The 15069-nt window shown below is 72.4% G+C and carries 13 protein-coding genes; 4 read left to right on the top strand and 9 right to left on the bottom strand.

All coding sequences use genetic code 11. The features are described 5' to 3' along the window. Positions 1-48 precede the first annotated feature (48 nt). From QSK32_RS33050 to QSK32_RS33040, 3 genes are all read right to left on the bottom strand, one after another. Positions 49-1533 carry a sensor histidine kinase gene (locus tag QSK32_RS33050; protein ID WP_285474151.1) on the bottom strand — a complete coding sequence of 495 codons (1485 nt, stop codon included), beginning with the start codon at positions 1531-1533 and terminating at the stop codon, positions 49-51. A gap of 2 nt (positions 1534-1535) precedes the next feature. Continuing rightward, positions 1536-2282, bottom strand: a complete 747-nt coding sequence (locus QSK32_RS33045; RefSeq protein WP_245674316.1) for a response regulator transcription factor — start codon at positions 2280-2282, stop codon at positions 1536-1538. Positions 2283-2346: 64 nt separating this feature from the next. After that, on the bottom strand, positions 2347-3627 hold the full coding sequence (locus QSK32_RS33040; RefSeq protein WP_285474061.1) for an efflux RND transporter periplasmic adaptor subunit: 1281 nt from the start codon (positions 3625-3627) through the stop codon (positions 2347-2349). Positions 3628-3811: 184 nt separating this feature from the next. Between QSK32_RS33040 and QSK32_RS33035 the strand changes: the two genes are divergently transcribed. Further along, positions 3812-4462 (top strand): hypothetical protein, encoded by a 651-nt coding sequence (locus QSK32_RS33035; RefSeq protein ID WP_045747596.1) that lies wholly within the window; start codon positions 3812-3814, stop codon positions 4460-4462. A gap of 54 nt (positions 4463-4516) precedes the next feature. Here the strand turns inward: QSK32_RS33035 and QSK32_RS33030 are convergent, their stop codons facing one another. Both QSK32_RS33030 and QSK32_RS33025 read right to left on the bottom strand, forming a co-directional pair. After that, on the bottom strand, positions 4517-5620 hold the full coding sequence (locus tag QSK32_RS33030) for a hypothetical protein (RefSeq protein ID WP_285474060.1): 1104 nt from the start codon (positions 5618-5620) through the stop codon (positions 4517-4519). 74 nt (positions 5621-5694) lie between these two features. After that, a complete protein-coding gene (locus QSK32_RS33025; protein ID WP_425394691.1) occupies positions 5695-6576 on the bottom strand; it encodes an alpha/beta hydrolase family protein in 882 nt (293 codons plus the stop codon). Positions 6577-6768: 192 nt separating this feature from the next. Here QSK32_RS33025 and QSK32_RS33020 point away from each other — a divergent pair, with 192 nt between their 5' ends. Beyond that, entirely contained in the window at positions 6769-9075 is a 2307-nt protein-coding gene (locus QSK32_RS33020) for a helix-turn-helix domain-containing protein (protein ID WP_157411541.1), read from the top strand. A gap of 9 nt (positions 9076-9084) precedes the next feature. Here the strand turns inward: QSK32_RS33020 and QSK32_RS33015 are convergent, their stop codons facing one another. The 3 genes from QSK32_RS33015 to QSK32_RS33005 form a co-directional block, all read right to left on the bottom strand. Next, the gene (locus QSK32_RS33015; RefSeq protein ID WP_285474059.1) at positions 9085-9498 is read right to left on the bottom strand and encodes a hypothetical protein; all 414 of its coding nucleotides are present in this window, start codon (positions 9496-9498) and stop codon (positions 9085-9087) included. A gap of 112 nt (positions 9499-9610) precedes the next feature. Continuing rightward, the gene (locus QSK32_RS33010; protein WP_285474058.1) at positions 9611-10177 is read right to left on the bottom strand and encodes a histidine phosphatase family protein; all 567 of its coding nucleotides are present in this window, start codon (positions 10175-10177) and stop codon (positions 9611-9613) included. A gap of 17 nt (positions 10178-10194) precedes the next feature. Then, the gene (locus tag QSK32_RS33005; RefSeq protein WP_045747592.1) at positions 10195-10428 is read right to left on the bottom strand and encodes a hypothetical protein; all 234 of its coding nucleotides are present in this window, start codon (positions 10426-10428) and stop codon (positions 10195-10197) included. Positions 10429-10642: 214 nt separating this feature from the next. Here QSK32_RS33005 and QSK32_RS33000 point away from each other — a divergent pair, with 214 nt between their 5' ends. Then, positions 10643-11518 (top strand): universal stress protein, encoded by an 876-nt coding sequence (locus QSK32_RS33000; protein WP_285474057.1) that lies wholly within the window; start codon positions 10643-10645, stop codon positions 11516-11518. Positions 11519-11673: 155 nt separating this feature from the next. After that, positions 11674-12261: a DoxX family protein gene (locus tag QSK32_RS32995; protein ID WP_045747591.1), complete on the top strand. Its 588-nt coding sequence runs from the start codon at positions 11674-11676 to the stop codon at positions 12259-12261. Between the two features lie 1576 nt (positions 12262-13837). On the opposite strand, the gene QSK32_RS32990 is transcribed toward QSK32_RS32995, so the two are convergent. After that, complete coding sequence (locus QSK32_RS32990; RefSeq protein ID WP_285474056.1) at positions 13838-15049, bottom strand: MFS transporter; 1212 nt, start codon at positions 15047-15049, stop codon at positions 13838-13840. Positions 15050-15069: the final 20 nt, after the last annotated feature.

Below are 15069 nucleotides of genomic sequence, written 5' to 3'. Positions count from 1 at the left end.
CACGTCCTAGGAGGATCTTCGGCGGAACCTGGGAGCCAGCTCGGAACCTCACACGGCGTCACGAATGGCGGGGAGGATCACCCGGAAGGTGGCCCCGCCGCCGGGCGTCTCGTGCAACTCGACCCAGCCGCCGTGACCGTGCACGATCGCCGCCACGATGGCCAGGCCAAGCCCGGAACCTCCGCCTTTGGCACGGGTACGACTCGGATCGGCCCGGAACAGGCGTTCGAAGACCCGGTGCGCGTGTTCGGCCGGAACGCCCTTGCCGCCGTCCTCGACCTCCAGGATCGCCGCCGACTCGCCCTCACTGAGGGTAGCCGGGCCGGAACGGACCGCCCCCGTCGTGACGGTCACCGTCCCGAGGCCCACCCGGACCGTGATGGGCGCCCCGTCCGGCGTGTGGCTGAGCGCGTTCGCCACCAGGTTGGTGGCGACCTGGCGCAGCCCGTGGTCGTCGCCGAGCACGGTCGCCGGCTCGAAGGTGTCCTCGTCGTCGTCGAGCCCGGAGAGCAGCACCGGGCGGTCCGGGACGCGGGCGTGCGCGTCCCGGATGGTGTCCGCGGCGATCTCCAGCAGGTCCACCCGGCGCAGGTCCAGGGTGCGCTGCCGGTCCAGCCGGGCCAGCCGCAGCAGGTCCTCGACCAGCACGCCCATCCGGCCGGCCTCGCCCTCGATCCGGGCCATCGTCTCGTCCAGCTGCGGTCCGGGCGCGGCCCCGCCGCGCCGGTACAGCTCGGCGAACCCGCGGATCGAGGTCAGCGGGGTCCGCAACTCGTGCGAGGCGTCCGCGACGAACTGACGCAGCCGATTCTCGGAGGCGGTCCGCGCCTCCATCTCGGTCTCGATCCGGCCCAGCATCGCGTTCAGTGCCAGGCCGAGCCGGCCGGGTTCGGTGTGCGGATCGGTCGGGACACGGGTCGACAGCTCACCGGCCGAGATGCCGGCCGCCGCACGTTCCATCTCGGTGAGCGGGCGCAGCCCCAGCCGGACCACGAACGCGGCGCCCGAACCGAGCAGCCCCAGCAGCAGCACCATCACCCCGGCGTCGATCAGCAGGAGCTGTTCGGTGGTCTGCTGCACCTCGACCAGCGACGACCCGACCAGGGTGTACTCGCCGGTGCCGGGACGGCCCACCGCGATCACCCGCCAGTCGGTGCCGTCCGGCGCCTCGATCGTGTACGGCTCCGGGCTCAGCGCCCGGGCCGCCACCTCCGCGAGCGTGGGGGCGGCCGGGCGGCTGCCGTTCGGGGTGGAGCTGCGGTCCGGCTCCAGGGTGCCGTCCGGCAGGTACGCGTACGTCACCTGGTCCGGACCGATCCGGAAACGGTTGCGCGGGAGGAACCCGCCGGGCATCGGCTCGGCCGAGGAGAGCGGCCGGCTGATGCCGAGCAGCTGCTCGTCGATCCGGTCCTGCAGGTAGTTGCGGATCAGCAGCACGCCGGCGACGTTCGCCACGATCAGGGCGACCGCGCTGAGGACGCCGACGACCAGGACGAGGCGAGAACGCAGGGTCCAGTGCCGCCAGCGACGCAGCACTACTCCTCGCCGCGCGGAAGCCTCAGGGCGTAGCCCACGCCGCGGACCGTGTGGATCAGCGGCGGATCGGTCCGGTCGATCTTGCGGCGCAGGTAGTAGACGTAGGACTCCACGATGCGGCCGTCGCCGCCGAAGTCGTACTTCCAGACCCGGTCCAGGATCTGCGCCTTGCTGACCACCCGGCCCGAGTTGATCATCAGGTAGCGCAGCAGGTTGAACTCGGTCGGGGACAGCTCGATCAGCCGCCCCGCGCGGCGTACCTCGTGGGCGTCCTCGTCCAGCTCGAGATCCGCGTACCGCAGGATCCCGGTGTCCGGTTTCGGCTCCTCCGGCTGGCTGCGCCGCAGGATCGCGCGTATCCGTAGCACGACCTCCTCGAGACTGAACGGCTTGGTGACGTAGTCATCCGCGCCGGCCGACAGTCCCAGGATGCGATCCTCCACCGCGTCGCGTGCCGTGAGGAACAGAACCGGGACCCGGGACCCGGCGGCACGCAGCCGCCGGGCCACCTCGAGACCGTCCACGTCCGGGAGCATGACGTCCAGGACGATCAGGTCCGGTTCGAACTCACTCACCGCGACCAGGGCGCTGTGGCCGGTCTCGGCGACCCGGACGTCGAAGGCGACGAGCCGTAACGTCGCGCTGAGCAGCGCGGAGATGTTCGGCTCGTCGTCGACGACGAGGACGCGGGACGGCCGCGCCGCAGAGTCACTGAGGGCCACGTTGCCGCGGGTTTCGGAGAGCACCGTAGAGAACTATCAGCGCTTTCTTTGAATTCGCTATGAAAGGATCAGGAACAGGCTGAGACGCCTACCACGACTTCGCCACCACGTCGCCGACAGCGAGCCCGGAGGCCACCTCGGTGTACTGATCGCCGCGCAGGCCGATCGTCACCTTCGTCTCCGCACCGTCCTTGAGGACCGTGCCGTTCTCCCCGGCGACGTCGTGCACCGCGGTGCTCGGCACCCGGATCACGTCGTCCTTGCTGCCGGTGGTGACCCGGACCGCGGCGCTCTGCCCGACCAGCAACTCCTCCGGCGCGGTGTCGAAGGAGAGCACCACGCCGAACCGGGTCAGGGTGCCGTCGCTCGTACCGACCGGGTCGACCTGCACCACGGTGGCCTCGAACGTCTCGCCCGCCCGGTCGGCGAGCGTGATCACGGCCTTCTGGGTGACCTCCAGACGATCCGCGTCGGCCTCCGGGAAGTCGGCGCTGATCTGCATGTCGTACACGTCGGCGAGGCTGACGAAGGTCGAACCGGAACTGACCTGGCTGCCGACCTTGCCGCTGACCGCGAGGACCTTGCCGGCGATCGGCGCGGTGATGGTCGCCCCCTCCAGGGCCTCCTGCGCCTCCTCCAGGGTCACCTCGGCCTTGTTCACCCGCTGCTGGGCGGTGAGGATCGCGTCACCACCGCTGCTGCCACCGCCGCCCTGTTGGCCACCTCCGCCGGAGGTGCACTCGCTCGACCCGGTGGTCTTCCCCGGGGCCGGCGCCTTGGTCGTCGGGGCCGGTGCCTTCGTGGTCGCGGCGGGCGCCTTCGTGGTCACGGTGGGCGTCGCGGTCGCGGTCACCGTCACGGTGGGGGTCGGCGAGGCGGTCACCGTCGCGGTGGGCGAGGGGCTTTCCGAGCTTGCGGTGTACGCGGCAGCGACGTCGGTCCCCGAGCAGCCCGAGGATCCGGCGGCCGACGTGGAGCCGGAACCGTCCTCCGCGTCGTCCAGCGCGTCGCGCGCATCGGAGAGCGCGTCCTCCGCCGCCTCGACGGCCTCGGCGGCATCCGTGTCGTCCACGGTGGCCAGCACCTGACCCGCCTCCACCGTCGAACCGGCCCGCACCTTGACCGTCTCCACGGTGCTGCTGACCGCGAACGACAGGCTGCGCGTCTGCGCCGGCTGCAGGGTGCCGGTGGTGGCCACCTCGGTGGTCACCGCGCCCTTGTCCACCGTGGCGGGCTCGGCCGCCTTCGACTCCTCCCGCGTGGCGCCGGCCGTCAGCGCACGCACCACGCCGAAGGCGAGCAACGCGAGCACGACGACCGACACGCCGAGCCAGATCAGACGCCGGCGACCGGCCAGTGCAACTCCCATGGGCGGCAAGTCTGGCGACCCGTCCTCGCCGCGGGCTCGGTCCCACCTGGGAGTTCGCTCGAAGCCATGATCACCATTCTTAGCTAACTCCTAGCAACCACCGACGTTGCGCACAGGTCCGACCGTTTGATTGTCACGGTCGCGCCCGCCTGGGGCGAGACCGTGGTCGAACAGGAGACACATCGTGCCGCTAGTCAGTTCGAAGGCGCACCGCCGCGCCGCCGCCCTGCTCATCGCTTCCGTGGCACTGCTGTTCACGGCGGCCTGCGCAGGCACGGACGAGGAGAGCACGGCGAGCGACTCCACCGGGCAGAACGGCGGCGGCAACAGCGCCTTCACCGAGTACGTCGCCTGCCTGAACGAGAACGGTGTCACCATCAGCCTGCCGTCCGGTGGTCCCGGCGGCGGCAACGGCGGGCAGCCCGGCGCGATGCCGTCCGGCGGCGCGATGCCCTCCGGCGGTCCCGGTGGCGGCGACGGCGGCGCCCGGCCGTCCGGCCAGCCCCGCCCGTCCGGCAGCGCCGGCCAGCGCGGTGGCGGCGGGTTCCCCGGCGGTGGCGGCCTGAGCCAGCCCGAGGGCGTCGACGACGCGACCTGGGAGAAGGCGCAGACCGCGTGCGCGTCGCTCAAGCCGAGCATGGGCGCCGGCCGGGGCGGCAACAACGGCGGCGGCGGACAGCAGGGCGGCGGCAACGGGGCGAATGCCGCGTACACCAACTGCCTGAAGGAGAACGGCGTCACCGACACCGCGAACCTGGACACCTCGGACACGACCGTGAAGAAGGCCGTCGAGACCTGCTCGGTCCTCAAACCGACCGCGACCGCCGGCTCCTGAAAGCTCCGTGCCGGCGCCGTCGTCCCCCCGTCGATGTGGCGCCGGCACGGTCTCCTATGGCCGGGGTGGACCGCTCAGGTGGTCCGCCTCGGCCAGGATCCGTTCCATCACCGTGACCGGAAGATGTGGGTTGGCAGAGGCCGCGGCAGTGGTCTCCGGGTCCGCGTACAGCTCCAGCACCCTCTCCGCGGACAACCGGCCGTCGCCGGCCACCGCGGAGCGCACCCAGGGATCGGCGTCGTGGCTGAGCCGCTCGATCAGGCCGGCCGGGGCCCGGCGGTCCAGCGGCACCAGCGCCCGGGCGCCCGGGTCCGGGTCGTCCGCGTACCCCGTCAGATCCGCGGCCCGCAGCGCCGGATGCCAGAGCAGGTCCCCGATGTTGATCGTCGTCCCGGCCAGATGGGTCCGGACGACCACGTCGACCGGCACCGCGGCCTGGAACTCGCAGAGCAGCAGGCGCACCGGGAAGTCGTCGTCGGCAGCCAGGATCGCGATGTGCTCCGCGGTCAGGTCCCGGTGGAACGCCGCGGCCCGCCGCAGCCCCGGATGCGCCGACCGGACACACGCGGTGAGCAGATCGCCGTCCGCGTCGAGCACCCAGTCCGGGACCGCCAGGTAGTCGCCCTGCTCGACCCGGTAGTCGATCGCGGCCCGCTCCGCCTCGGTCAGTCCGGCCCGCATCGCCACATGCTGCCGGACCGTCGGATGCGGGTCCCGCGTGAGCCGGCCGACCGTCCCGGTGGACAACGCCGGTTCCAGGGCGGCCCTCGCCCGTTGCCACTCGTCCTCGTCGTCCCGGGCCATCTCCTCGGCCTCGGCACGGCTCAGCGGTACGGGCCGCACCCTCTCCCGGGGCGGCTGCCCGGTCACCTCCGGCGGCAACGGCACCCACCAGCGGGCGTACGGGCCCACCAGCAGCGCCTTGATCACCTCCGGGCTGGGGTCGTCGAGCATCCGGGCCCGCTGCCCCGGGGTGGCGCCCTCCGCCTCGGCCAGATGGACCCGTACCCGCGCGTCCGGATGTGCGGCCAGCAGGTCGAACGTCGCGTCGGTGAACTCCCGCCGCGCCATGACGTGGTAGGACTCGACGGCCGGGTGGTCGATCACCCGCAGCAGCAGATCCGGCGGCAGACCCGGATTGCGGGCCAGGCCGCGCAACCGGGCGCGACCTGGCTCCTGATACCAGTCCTGGTATCGGTCGTGGTAGCTCAGAGCCTCTCCCGACGACGGCGCTAGAGCGGGCAGGTGGTGCGGTAGTCCGAGATCGACAGGTTACTCGGTCCGGGGCAGAGGAACTGGTCGTAGCGGGTGTCGTCGTCGACGAAACGCTTCAGCCAGGAGACCGCCTGCACGGCCGTCCAGGTGTCCACGGACTGCGGGAAGAAGTGGCTGGCGTTGTTCAGCTCCAGATACGCCTTCTCCGCGGACGCCGGGATGCTGGTGTAGAACGGGATCGAGTGCGAGGCGACCGGCGCGACGGTGTCCGCCTCGCCGCCGACGATCAGGGTCGGCACGGTCAGTTCGGTCCACGACTTGTCCAGGTTCCACGGCGCCAGCGGGACCGCCGCCTGCAGCGACGGGCGGTCGCTCGCCGCCTCCAGGCTGCCGCCGCCACCCATCGAGTGCCCGGCGACCGCGAGCCGGCTCGCGTCGATGCGGGACCGCACCGAACTGGACCGGGTCAGGTAGTCCAGCGCGGCGAGCAGCTGGTCACCGCGGGAGTCCGGCTGGTCCAGGGTGGTCAGCGTCTCGATGCCGATCACCACGAAACCGTGCGAGGCCAGGCGCGGGCCCAGCCACGAGATGCTCGACCACAGCGCGGTGTAGCCCGGCGAGACGGCGATCGCGCCGAACGTACCCTCGCTGGTCGAGGTCGGATAGTAGATCTCGCCGCCGCCGAACCCGGTCACCGCCAGCCGCGACACCGACGTCTGGGAGACCGCGAACGGCCCGCGGGAGGCCTGCAGGGCGGCGAGGGTGGGTGCGGGGCCGCGTTCGTAGGGGCTTGCCGCGGCGGACGCGGGAACGGCGCCCGGCCCGGCGATCAGGGCGACGGCCGCGGCCGCGGCGAGCAGGAGACGGCGGGTCCGGGTACGAGCGGGGGTACGTTGCACGACGGTGCTCCTGGGTTCGGGGACGGGTTGACGAATCGATGCCCGTCAGTGTCGACACGGTCCGGGGCGGCACGCATCGGCGAAACCACCGGCTCCGCGGCAACAACCCGGAAACACCGCGGAAATTTCATCCAGCGAAATCCGGCGACACGCCCCTTTCGTGACACCGGCCGTACCGGAAAACTCGCCCGCATGATTGATGCACCCCTCGTGCAGAAACGTTGCTCTCCGGCGGAGGCCGCCGACCTGCTCGCCCGGTACGCCCCGGGGATCACCGACGACGTGGCCACCGCCCTGATCGAGCTGGCGGGAACCACCCCGGCGGCCCTCGTGGCCCTGGCCGGAGCGCTGTCGCCGGAGCAGACCCGCGGCTACGCGCCCCTGCCCACCGCCCTGCCCGCGGACCACCAGCTGCGGCGGGACCTCCGCGCGCGGCTCGACGCCCTGCCGGCCCCGGCCCGCGACCTGGCCGACCTGGCCGCCGCTCCCCCGCACGTCCCGCTCCCGGTGCTGCTGGCCGCCGCCGCGACCTTCCCCCCGGCGACCACATCGGAGCCGGCGGGCGCCGCTGACCTCGCCGGGGCCGAACTGGCGGGTGTGGTCACCACCGACGCCGCGGCCGTGCGGTTCGCGTCGCCGTTGATAGCCGCCACGGTGTACGCGGAGATGCCTCTCCACCGGCGACAGGCCGCCCATACGGCGCTCGCGGACGCCCTCGCGCCTCTCGCCGGAGCGCCTGGACGAGACGAGGTTCCGGAGACCGCCGAGGCTGCCGAGGTTCGGGCGTCACGGCTGGCGGCGCTGCTCCACCGGGCCGCGGCGTGCACCGGGCCGGACGCGGACCTGGCACGCCGGCTCGTCCACGCCGCCGGAAAAGCCCTGCCGGGCGACGCCGCCGTGGCCTGGGAGCAGGCGGCCCGGCTCGCACCCGCGCCCGCCGACCGGGCGCCCCGGCTGGTGCACGCCGCACGGGCCGCATGGCTGGCCGGACGCGCCCATGCCGCCGCGACGATCCTGCACGCGACGCCACTCGCCCGGCAGCAGACCGGACCGGTCCAGGTGCGGGCCCGGGCCCTGGTCGCCGAGACGCGCCTCGCCCAGGGGCGGCCCGGTGCCCGTGACCTGCTCCTGGACGTGGCCGCCGACCTGACCGGCAGCGACCCTCTCGCCGCGCTGCACGCGCTCGCCCTGGCGGGCGAGGCGGCCGGCCACCCCGGCGAACGCGACCGTTTCCGGGCCGTCGCCGCCCGGGTGATCGACGACCGGGCGCTTGCGGGAGCGGCACGCGGCGGCGGGCACGCGACGCCGGCGGAACACGTCGGCGGACCGGCGGCGGCCCTGCTCACCGTCGCACACGTCACGGGGCTCACGGCGGTCGCCGCCAGTGACGAGGAGGAGGCTCTGCGGTGCTTTCGGCGTACCCTGGACATCGCCGAAGGCGTCGGTGAGCCGACGGCATTGCTCCGGGCCGCAACCGCCGGGATTCTGGCCGGGGACGGACGCCGGGCCGCCGCCTGCGCCCAGCGCGCCGCCGTGATCGCCCGGGCCCGCGGGACGACCGTTCTGGTGCCGCAAGCCCTCGAACTGGCGGCGCTGGCCGGGCTGGCCTGCGGTGACTACGCGGCGGGGACCGAGGCGGCGCTCGACGGCGCGGCGATCTCCCGGAGTGCGGGGTCACCCCGGCTGGAGAGTTCCCACCTGGCGATTCTCGCGGTCCTCGCGGCGCTGGCCGGGGATCGGGACACCGCCCGGGTACGCCTCGACGGCGCCCGCGGCGACCAGTGGCGGCCGCTCGGCGACTGGGCGCTGGCGCTGCTGGATCTGTGCGACGGGCAGTTCCCGGCGGCCACCGGCCGGCTCGCCGCGGTGGTGGCGCAGACCTCCGGTCCCGGGTCGGCGCTGCTGCGGTTCGCGGTGGTCCCGCATCTGCTGGAGGCCGCGCCGGGCGATTCTGATCAGTACGGTCCGGTGGCGGCGGCGTTCGACCGGTGGGCCGGGCTGACCGGGCAGCCGGCCTGGCTCGCTCTCCGGGACCGGTGCCGGGCGCTCCGTTCCGGCGATCCCGCGGCGGCCGACGGGCACTTCGGCGCGGCCCTCCGGCACGACGGCGAAGCCGGGTTCCCGCGGGCCCGCACCGAACTCCTCTACGGGCGTTTCCTGCGACGGCGGCGACGCCACATCGAGGCCCGCGACCATCTGCGCCGGGCCGCCGAGACGTTCCGGCTGCTGGACGCCGGGCCGTGGGCGGCGCAGAGCATCCGCGAGCTGCGGGCCGCCGGGGAACGCACCGGTCGTCCCGTGCACGCCGCGCCCCTCACCGCTGCCCTCACCGCTCAGCAGGAACGGATCGCCGCGCTGGTCGCCGGTGGCGCGACCAACCGGGAGGTGGCCCGGGAACTGCGGCTCAGCCCGAGGACCGTGGACCACCACCTGCGTAACGTCTTCGCCCGCCTGGGCGTGCGGTCCCGCACCGAGATGGCCCGGGTCCTCGACCACTGAACCGGGCCGTCACGCGGCCTCCGGCAGGCCGGTGTCCACCCAGCGTTCCACCAGTTGGCGACGCCGGCAGGCGACCAGGTGCCCGGCCAGGATCGCCGGGTGGCCGCCGCGGACGCAGACGTCGGCGCCCGCACTGAGCACCCCGGCGACGAGTTCGGAGGCGGCCCAGTCGTCGATCAGCGCCACCACCCGGGTCTCCCGGGGCAGGACGGCCCGGGCCAGCCGGACGTCGTGCACGGTCGCGCCGCTGATCACCACCAGCTCACCGGGGCGGACGTCGTCGAGCGCGGGCAGCATCCGCAGCGACCAGCCGGACGGAAGGTACTGCGCGAGCCCGGCAACACGGCTCCGGTGCCCGAGAACGGCCACGGCCGGTGCGCTGCGTGGTGTCTGTGGTCCACGATCCAACTGCTGTACGAGCATGGTGTCCGACTCCCTCGGTGAAGCTCTCGTGTTCCTTCACGATTCGCCTCACGCCTGTGGGCCACCATGTACCGAACCTGTGCATCGGGTGTCAGCGCAGCGTCACCGGGGATCAGGCGTTCCAGCCGGCCAGCACCGCGTCCCGCTCGTGTTCGAAACCGAGCACCGAAACGGTGGCCGTGTCCAGTTTCAGCAGGCCACCGGCTTTCGGCGGCAGACCCACCCAGCGGGCGCCGGCGACCCGCAGACAGTGCCCGTGGGCGACCAGCGCGACGTCGCCACCGGTCAGCAGTTCGCGGGCGCGGGCGAGCACCCGGTCGAGCCGCGCACCGACCTGCTCCGGGGACTCACCGCCGGGACAGCCGTCGCTCCACAACGACCAGTCCGGCCGGCCGGCGCGGATGTCGCGGGTGGTGATCCCCTCGTAGTCGCCGTAGTTCCACTCGGCCAGGTCCTCGGTCACCTCGGTGACGTCCAGCCCGGCCAGTTCGGCGGTGCGCAGGGCACGCCGCCGGGGGCTGCTCAGCACGGCGGCGAAGGTGCGCCCGGCCAGGCGGTCACGCACGGCGCGGGCCTGCCGCTCACCCTCGGCGGTCAAGGCCATATCGGTGTACGACGTGTGCCGTCCCGTCGCGCTCCACTCGGTCTGTCCGTGCCGGACCAGGACGATCTCTGCCATCCCCGGAGTATGGCGCGCTACTCCCGGGGCAGGGGCATCGGGTGGCGTTCCTCATCCCGGGCCGCCAGGCAGGCGAGGGCGTCCCGGTACTGCTCACGGGTGAGTTCACCGCGCAGGAGCTGGACGACGAACAGCCCCTCGGTGCTGTCCGCGAGGGGCGGCAGGACGACCGGTGTGTCCGGCCTGGACGCGACGGCTGGTCGGCGCAGCACGAAAAGTCCCGCCGCGGCCAACAGCGACATAATCATCATCCGGCGTTCTCCCCTCAACGGTTGATCTTTCCTGTTACCCCGAACCCCCGTCGTCGACGCACGATCTCCGTCGATCTTCACCGACGTACCTGTGCGTTTCCATTGTGTTACAGGTCTTCCTCCTGACCAAGGTCCCGGGTACCGGGACCTGACGGCCCTGCCCCCGTACCGCCGAACGGCGTGGAATTCCTCAAAACGGGACAGAGGAGGAGCCATGTCGCAGCGCACCGTCATCGTGGCCACCGACGGAACCGATTCGAGCCGGGCCGCGGTCCGCTGGGCAGCCGGTGAAGCCCAGCTCCGCGGCGCCGTCCTACGGATCGCCCACGTAATCGACTGGGAGTGGGCGGAAGCCCGGTACGACTTCGGCGGCGACCACTTCGCCGTAGCACGCCACATGGCCGAAACCGTCGCACGAGCCGGCGCGGCCCTGGCCCGCGACGCCGCCCCCGGAGTGACCACCGAGACCGACGTGCTCGTCGGCAACCCGGCCGCCCGGCTACTCGCCGAATCCGACAGCGCCGAGCTGCTGGTCGTCGGCAGCCGCGGCCGCGGCGGATTCGCCAGCCTGCTACTCGGCTCGGTCAGCCAGCGGGTCGCCGTCCAAGCCAGCTGCCCGGTGGTGGTGGTCCGCGGCCGCGGCGACGTCACCGACGGCCCGGTCGTGGTCGGATACGACGACTCCAGCACCGCCGACCACGTGCTGCGCAGCGCGTTCGAACTGGCCTCGGCACGCGGCTGCGGCATCGACGTGATCCGCGCCCGGCTGCCGATGCTCGGCGTCTACCCGATCGGGGCGGTCACGGTCACCACCCCCGAGGAAGACGCCGCCGAACGCTCCCACCTCGACGAGCAACTGGAACCATGGCGGGCGAAATACCCGGACGTGCCCGTCCGGACCCGCCTGTCGTTCGACACCGCGGCGGCCGTCCTGACCAGCGCGTCCCAGGCGGGCCGGATCGTGGTGGTCGGCAGCCACGGCCACCGGGCCATCGCGGGAGCGCTGCTCGGCTCGACCGGCCTGCAACTGCTGCACCACGCCGACTGCCCGGTCTACCTGGACCGGGCGACGGCCCGCCCCGCGGCCTGACCCTGCCGAAGGTCCGCCCGGCGGCCTGACCCTGCCGAAGGTCCCGAAACGGACAGGCCCCCGGGTGCGGGACCTACGGTCCTCCGGCACGGTCCCCCAACCGGGAAACGGAGGAGATTCATAGGTGCAGACGACATCCAAGGAGGGCCGCAGAGATGGCCACCATCCCCCGCGAGACCAGCACCACCAGCCTCGAAACCGTGGAAGCCCCCGGATCGATGCTGACCCACACGGCCGCCCGGGCCCTCGCCGTGCTCCGGATCGCCACCGGGCTCGTCTTCCTCTGGGCCTTCCTCGACAAGACCTTCGGGCTCGGCTACTCGACCCCGGCCGCCCGCGCCTGGATCAACGGCGGATCGCCGACAAAAGGCTTCCTCAGCTCGGTCGACGTGGGACCGTTCCAGAACGTGTTCCACAGCATCGCCGGCGCGACCTGGGCGAACTGGGCATTCATGCTGGGCCTGCTGGGCATCGGCGTCGCCCTGATCCTGGGCATCGGCCTACGGGTCGCAGCAGTCTCGGCCGCCTTCATGATGGCCTTCATGTGGATGGCGGAATGGCCGCTCGCGACGACGACCACGGCGGGCGACCCGACCGGTTCAAGCAACCCGCTGGTCGACTACCACGTGGTGTACGCGATCGGCGCCGCCCTGATGGCCCTGACCTACGCCGGTCACACCTGGGGCCTGGGCCGCCGGTGGGCGCAGCTCCCCCTGGTCCGCAAGAACCGCTGGCTCATCTGACCCGCCCGCTCCTTCCCCCCGCTCCTTCCCCCGCTCCTTCCCGCCCGCTCCTTCCCAACCTCGACGCACCGCACTCGCACCGGAAGTATCAGCCCGGCCGGCTCTCCCGGCCGGGCTTCTCCGCGTCCGTCCTCCGCAGAAGTCGGCCTCGGCCGGGCTTCTCCACGCGCACCCCTCACAGCAGTCGCCCGGGCCTGGGCTTCTCCACGCCCCGCTCCCGCAGACGGCATCCGCCGTTGCTGGACCATCCCGCAAGAGCCCTGCACAGCGGTCGGCCACATCACGGCGGTGAGCCGACCCGATCAGGTATCGGGTGCTCCTACCCACCCGTCAGGGGCAGCCAACCAACCCAAACCCATGATCGGGTACGCCCATCGGCCCCCGAAGCGGCGACCGCACCCGATCACGAGGTCGGGGTCGCGCACCATGCACTTGGAGCACTTGGAGCACTTGGAGCACTTGGAGCACTTGGAGCACTTGGAGCACCTCGAGCACCTCGAGCGGTGACCGAACCCGATCACAGGTACGGGGTCCCTCACCGTCCGGCCTCGATGGTCAACGCACCCGATCCGGTAGCGGGTGCGATCACTGCCTCCGCGACGGCGAGCGCACCCGACCGAGAGCGCGGGTTCGCCCACCACCCCAGCCCCGATGGTGAACGACCCCGTTTCCGTGATCGAGGGCGCCCACCACCCCGACCGTGATGGTCAACGCACCCGATGCGACCTCGAGTGCGACTACCCACCTCCCCGACGGTCACCGCACCCGGTACCGCATCGGGGTCGCTCACCATCCCGGTCGCGGCGGCGAACGCCCCCGATCACGGTTATGGGTACGCCCACTGCCCCAACCGGCATGACGAACACACCCGATCACGAGTACGGGTGCGTTCACTGTCCCAACCGATGACGAACGCACCCGATACCGCATCGGGTACGACCACCCGCCTCGACGAAGGTCACCGCACCCGAACCTGTGATCGGGTGCATTCACCATCCGGATCGCGGCGGTGAGCGCACCCGATCGCGAAAACGGGGTCGTTCACCTCCCCGGTTGCGGTGGTGAACGCACCCGATCACAGGTTCGGGTGCGGCTGCCCGCCTCGACGACTGTGGCCGCACCCAATCACGAGTACGGGTGCGGCCACTGTCCCAACCGAGATGGCGGTCGTACCCGATACCGCATCGGGTACGACTGCCCGCCTCGACGATGGCGAATGCACCTGATCACTGATGCGGGTACGGATACCGCCCCAGCGAGAGGTGAACCCGCCCGATCACCGGTGCGGGTACGGATACCGCCCTAGCAAGAGGTGAACGCACCCGATGCGGTGTCGGGTGCGTTCGTGTGGCGGGGCCTCGGCGCAAGACGTCGGCGGGACCTCGGCACGGAACCTTGGCGGGACCTCGGCACGGGACCTCGGCACGGGACCTCGGCACGAGGGCTGAGCGAGACCTCGACGCGAGGGCTGAACGGGACCTCGACGCAAGGGCTGAACGGGACCTCGACGCAAGGGCTGAACGGGACCTCGACGCAAGGGCTGAACGGGACCTCGACGCAAGGGCTGAACGGCGGGTCAGGCTGTGGCTGGACGGCGGGCTACCGAGAGCACGTCCAGCAACAACGCGCCCGCCGCGACCACGCCCAACAGGACGAGGCCCAGCGCGTACGACTGGAACCGGCCGTAGATCGCGCCCATCACCAGCGGCGGCACGAATCCGCCCAGCCCGCCCGCCGCACCGACCACCCCCGTCACCGAACCGACCTGGTCGGCCGGCGCCACCTGGGCGACCAGGGCGAACGTCGCGCCGCTTCCCGCGCCGAGGGCGGCCGCCATCGCCAGGAACGCCAGGGTGCCGATCGGCGCCAGGGCGGGGGTGAAGGATTGGACGGTGGCGCCTGTGGCTACCACGCTCAGGGCCACGGCGAGCACCCGGCTCGGGGTGTAGCGGTCCGACAGCCAGCCGCCGGCCGGGCGCATCAGCACTGCCAGCAGGACGAATCCGGCCATCCGGTTGGCGGCGTCGGCCTGGGTCAGCGCGTACGCCGTCTTCAGGTAGGCGGGCAGGTAGACGGAGAAGGCAACGTACCCGCCGAACGCGACCGCGTACAGGGCGGAAGCCTGCCGGGTGACGCGCAGCCGGAGTACGGCGCGGAGGCGGGCGTTCAGCGGGGACGCCGGGACCGGGCGGTTCGGGGCGTCGCGCAGCACCAGCCAGGAGAGCAGTGCGTACGCCGCGAGGGCAGCCGCTGTGATCAGGAACGGGACGGGCGTGCTCGTCGCGTCGACCAGTTTGACCGTGGTGAGGGCGCTGATCGCGGTGCCGCCCATGCCCATGCCGAACACGCCGACCGCGAATCCGCGGCGCTGTGGCGGGAACCAGGCGTTGACGAAGGGGACGCCGACGGCGAAGGTGGTGCCGCCGACGCCGAGGAAGAAGCCGCCGATCAGCAGGGCGGTCAGCGAGTCGTGCCCGAGGAGGCCCAGGTAGAGGACCGGGACGATGGTGGCGAGCGAGACCAGCGGGAACATCACCCGGCCGCCGTACCGGTCGGTGAGGGCGCCGATCGGGATCCGGCCGACCGAGCCGACCACGACGGGTACGGCCACCAGCAGTGCCTGCTGGAACGCGCTCAGTCCGAGGACGGTCTGGAAGGTGGTGGCGAGGGGGCTGAGGAGTGCCCACGCCCAGAAGTTGACCGCGAAGCCGAGGGTGGCGACGGCGAGCATCAGGCCGGGGCGTGATGCGCCGACGGAACGGTCCGCCAGTGCCGGGGTTGTGCTCATGTCGAACTCCACTGTCCGTG

Origin of the sequence: Actinoplanes sp. NBRC 101535, from assembly GCF_030269225.1 — a bacterium.
Lineage (GTDB): Bacteria > Actinomycetota > Actinomycetes > Mycobacteriales > Micromonosporaceae > Actinoplanes > Actinoplanes rectilineatus.
The sequence above is the reverse complement of the archived record's forward strand: the minus strand, read 5'-3'. Positions and strand labels throughout refer to the sequence as shown.

Coding starts and splice junctions, on each gene's coding strand:
- QSK32_RS33040 (WP_285474061.1), bottom strand. CDS start 3,627: ATGGGAGTTGCACTGGCCGGTCGCCGGCGTCTGATCTGGCTCGGCGTG.
- QSK32_RS33020 (WP_157411541.1), top strand. CDS start 6,769: ATGATTGATGCACCCCTCGTGCAGAAACGTTGCTCTCCGGCGGAGGCC.
- QSK32_RS33015 (WP_285474059.1), bottom strand. CDS start 9,498: ATGCTCGTACAGCAGTTGGATCGTGGACCACAGACACCACGCAGCGCA.
- QSK32_RS33010 (WP_285474058.1), bottom strand. CDS start 10,177: ATGGCAGAGATCGTCCTGGTCCGGCACGGACAGACCGAGTGGAGCGCG.
- QSK32_RS33005 (WP_045747592.1), bottom strand. CDS start 10,428: ATGATGATTATGTCGCTGTTGGCCGCGGCGGGACTTTTCGTGCTGCGC.
- QSK32_RS33000 (WP_285474057.1), top strand. CDS start 10,643: ATGTCGCAGCGCACCGTCATCGTGGCCACCGACGGAACCGATTCGAGC.
- QSK32_RS32995 (WP_045747591.1), top strand. CDS start 11,674: ATGGCCACCATCCCCCGCGAGACCAGCACCACCAGCCTCGAAACCGTG.
- QSK32_RS32990 (WP_285474056.1), bottom strand. CDS start 15,049: ATGAGCACAACCCCGGCACTGGCGGACCGTTCCGTCGGCGCATCACGC.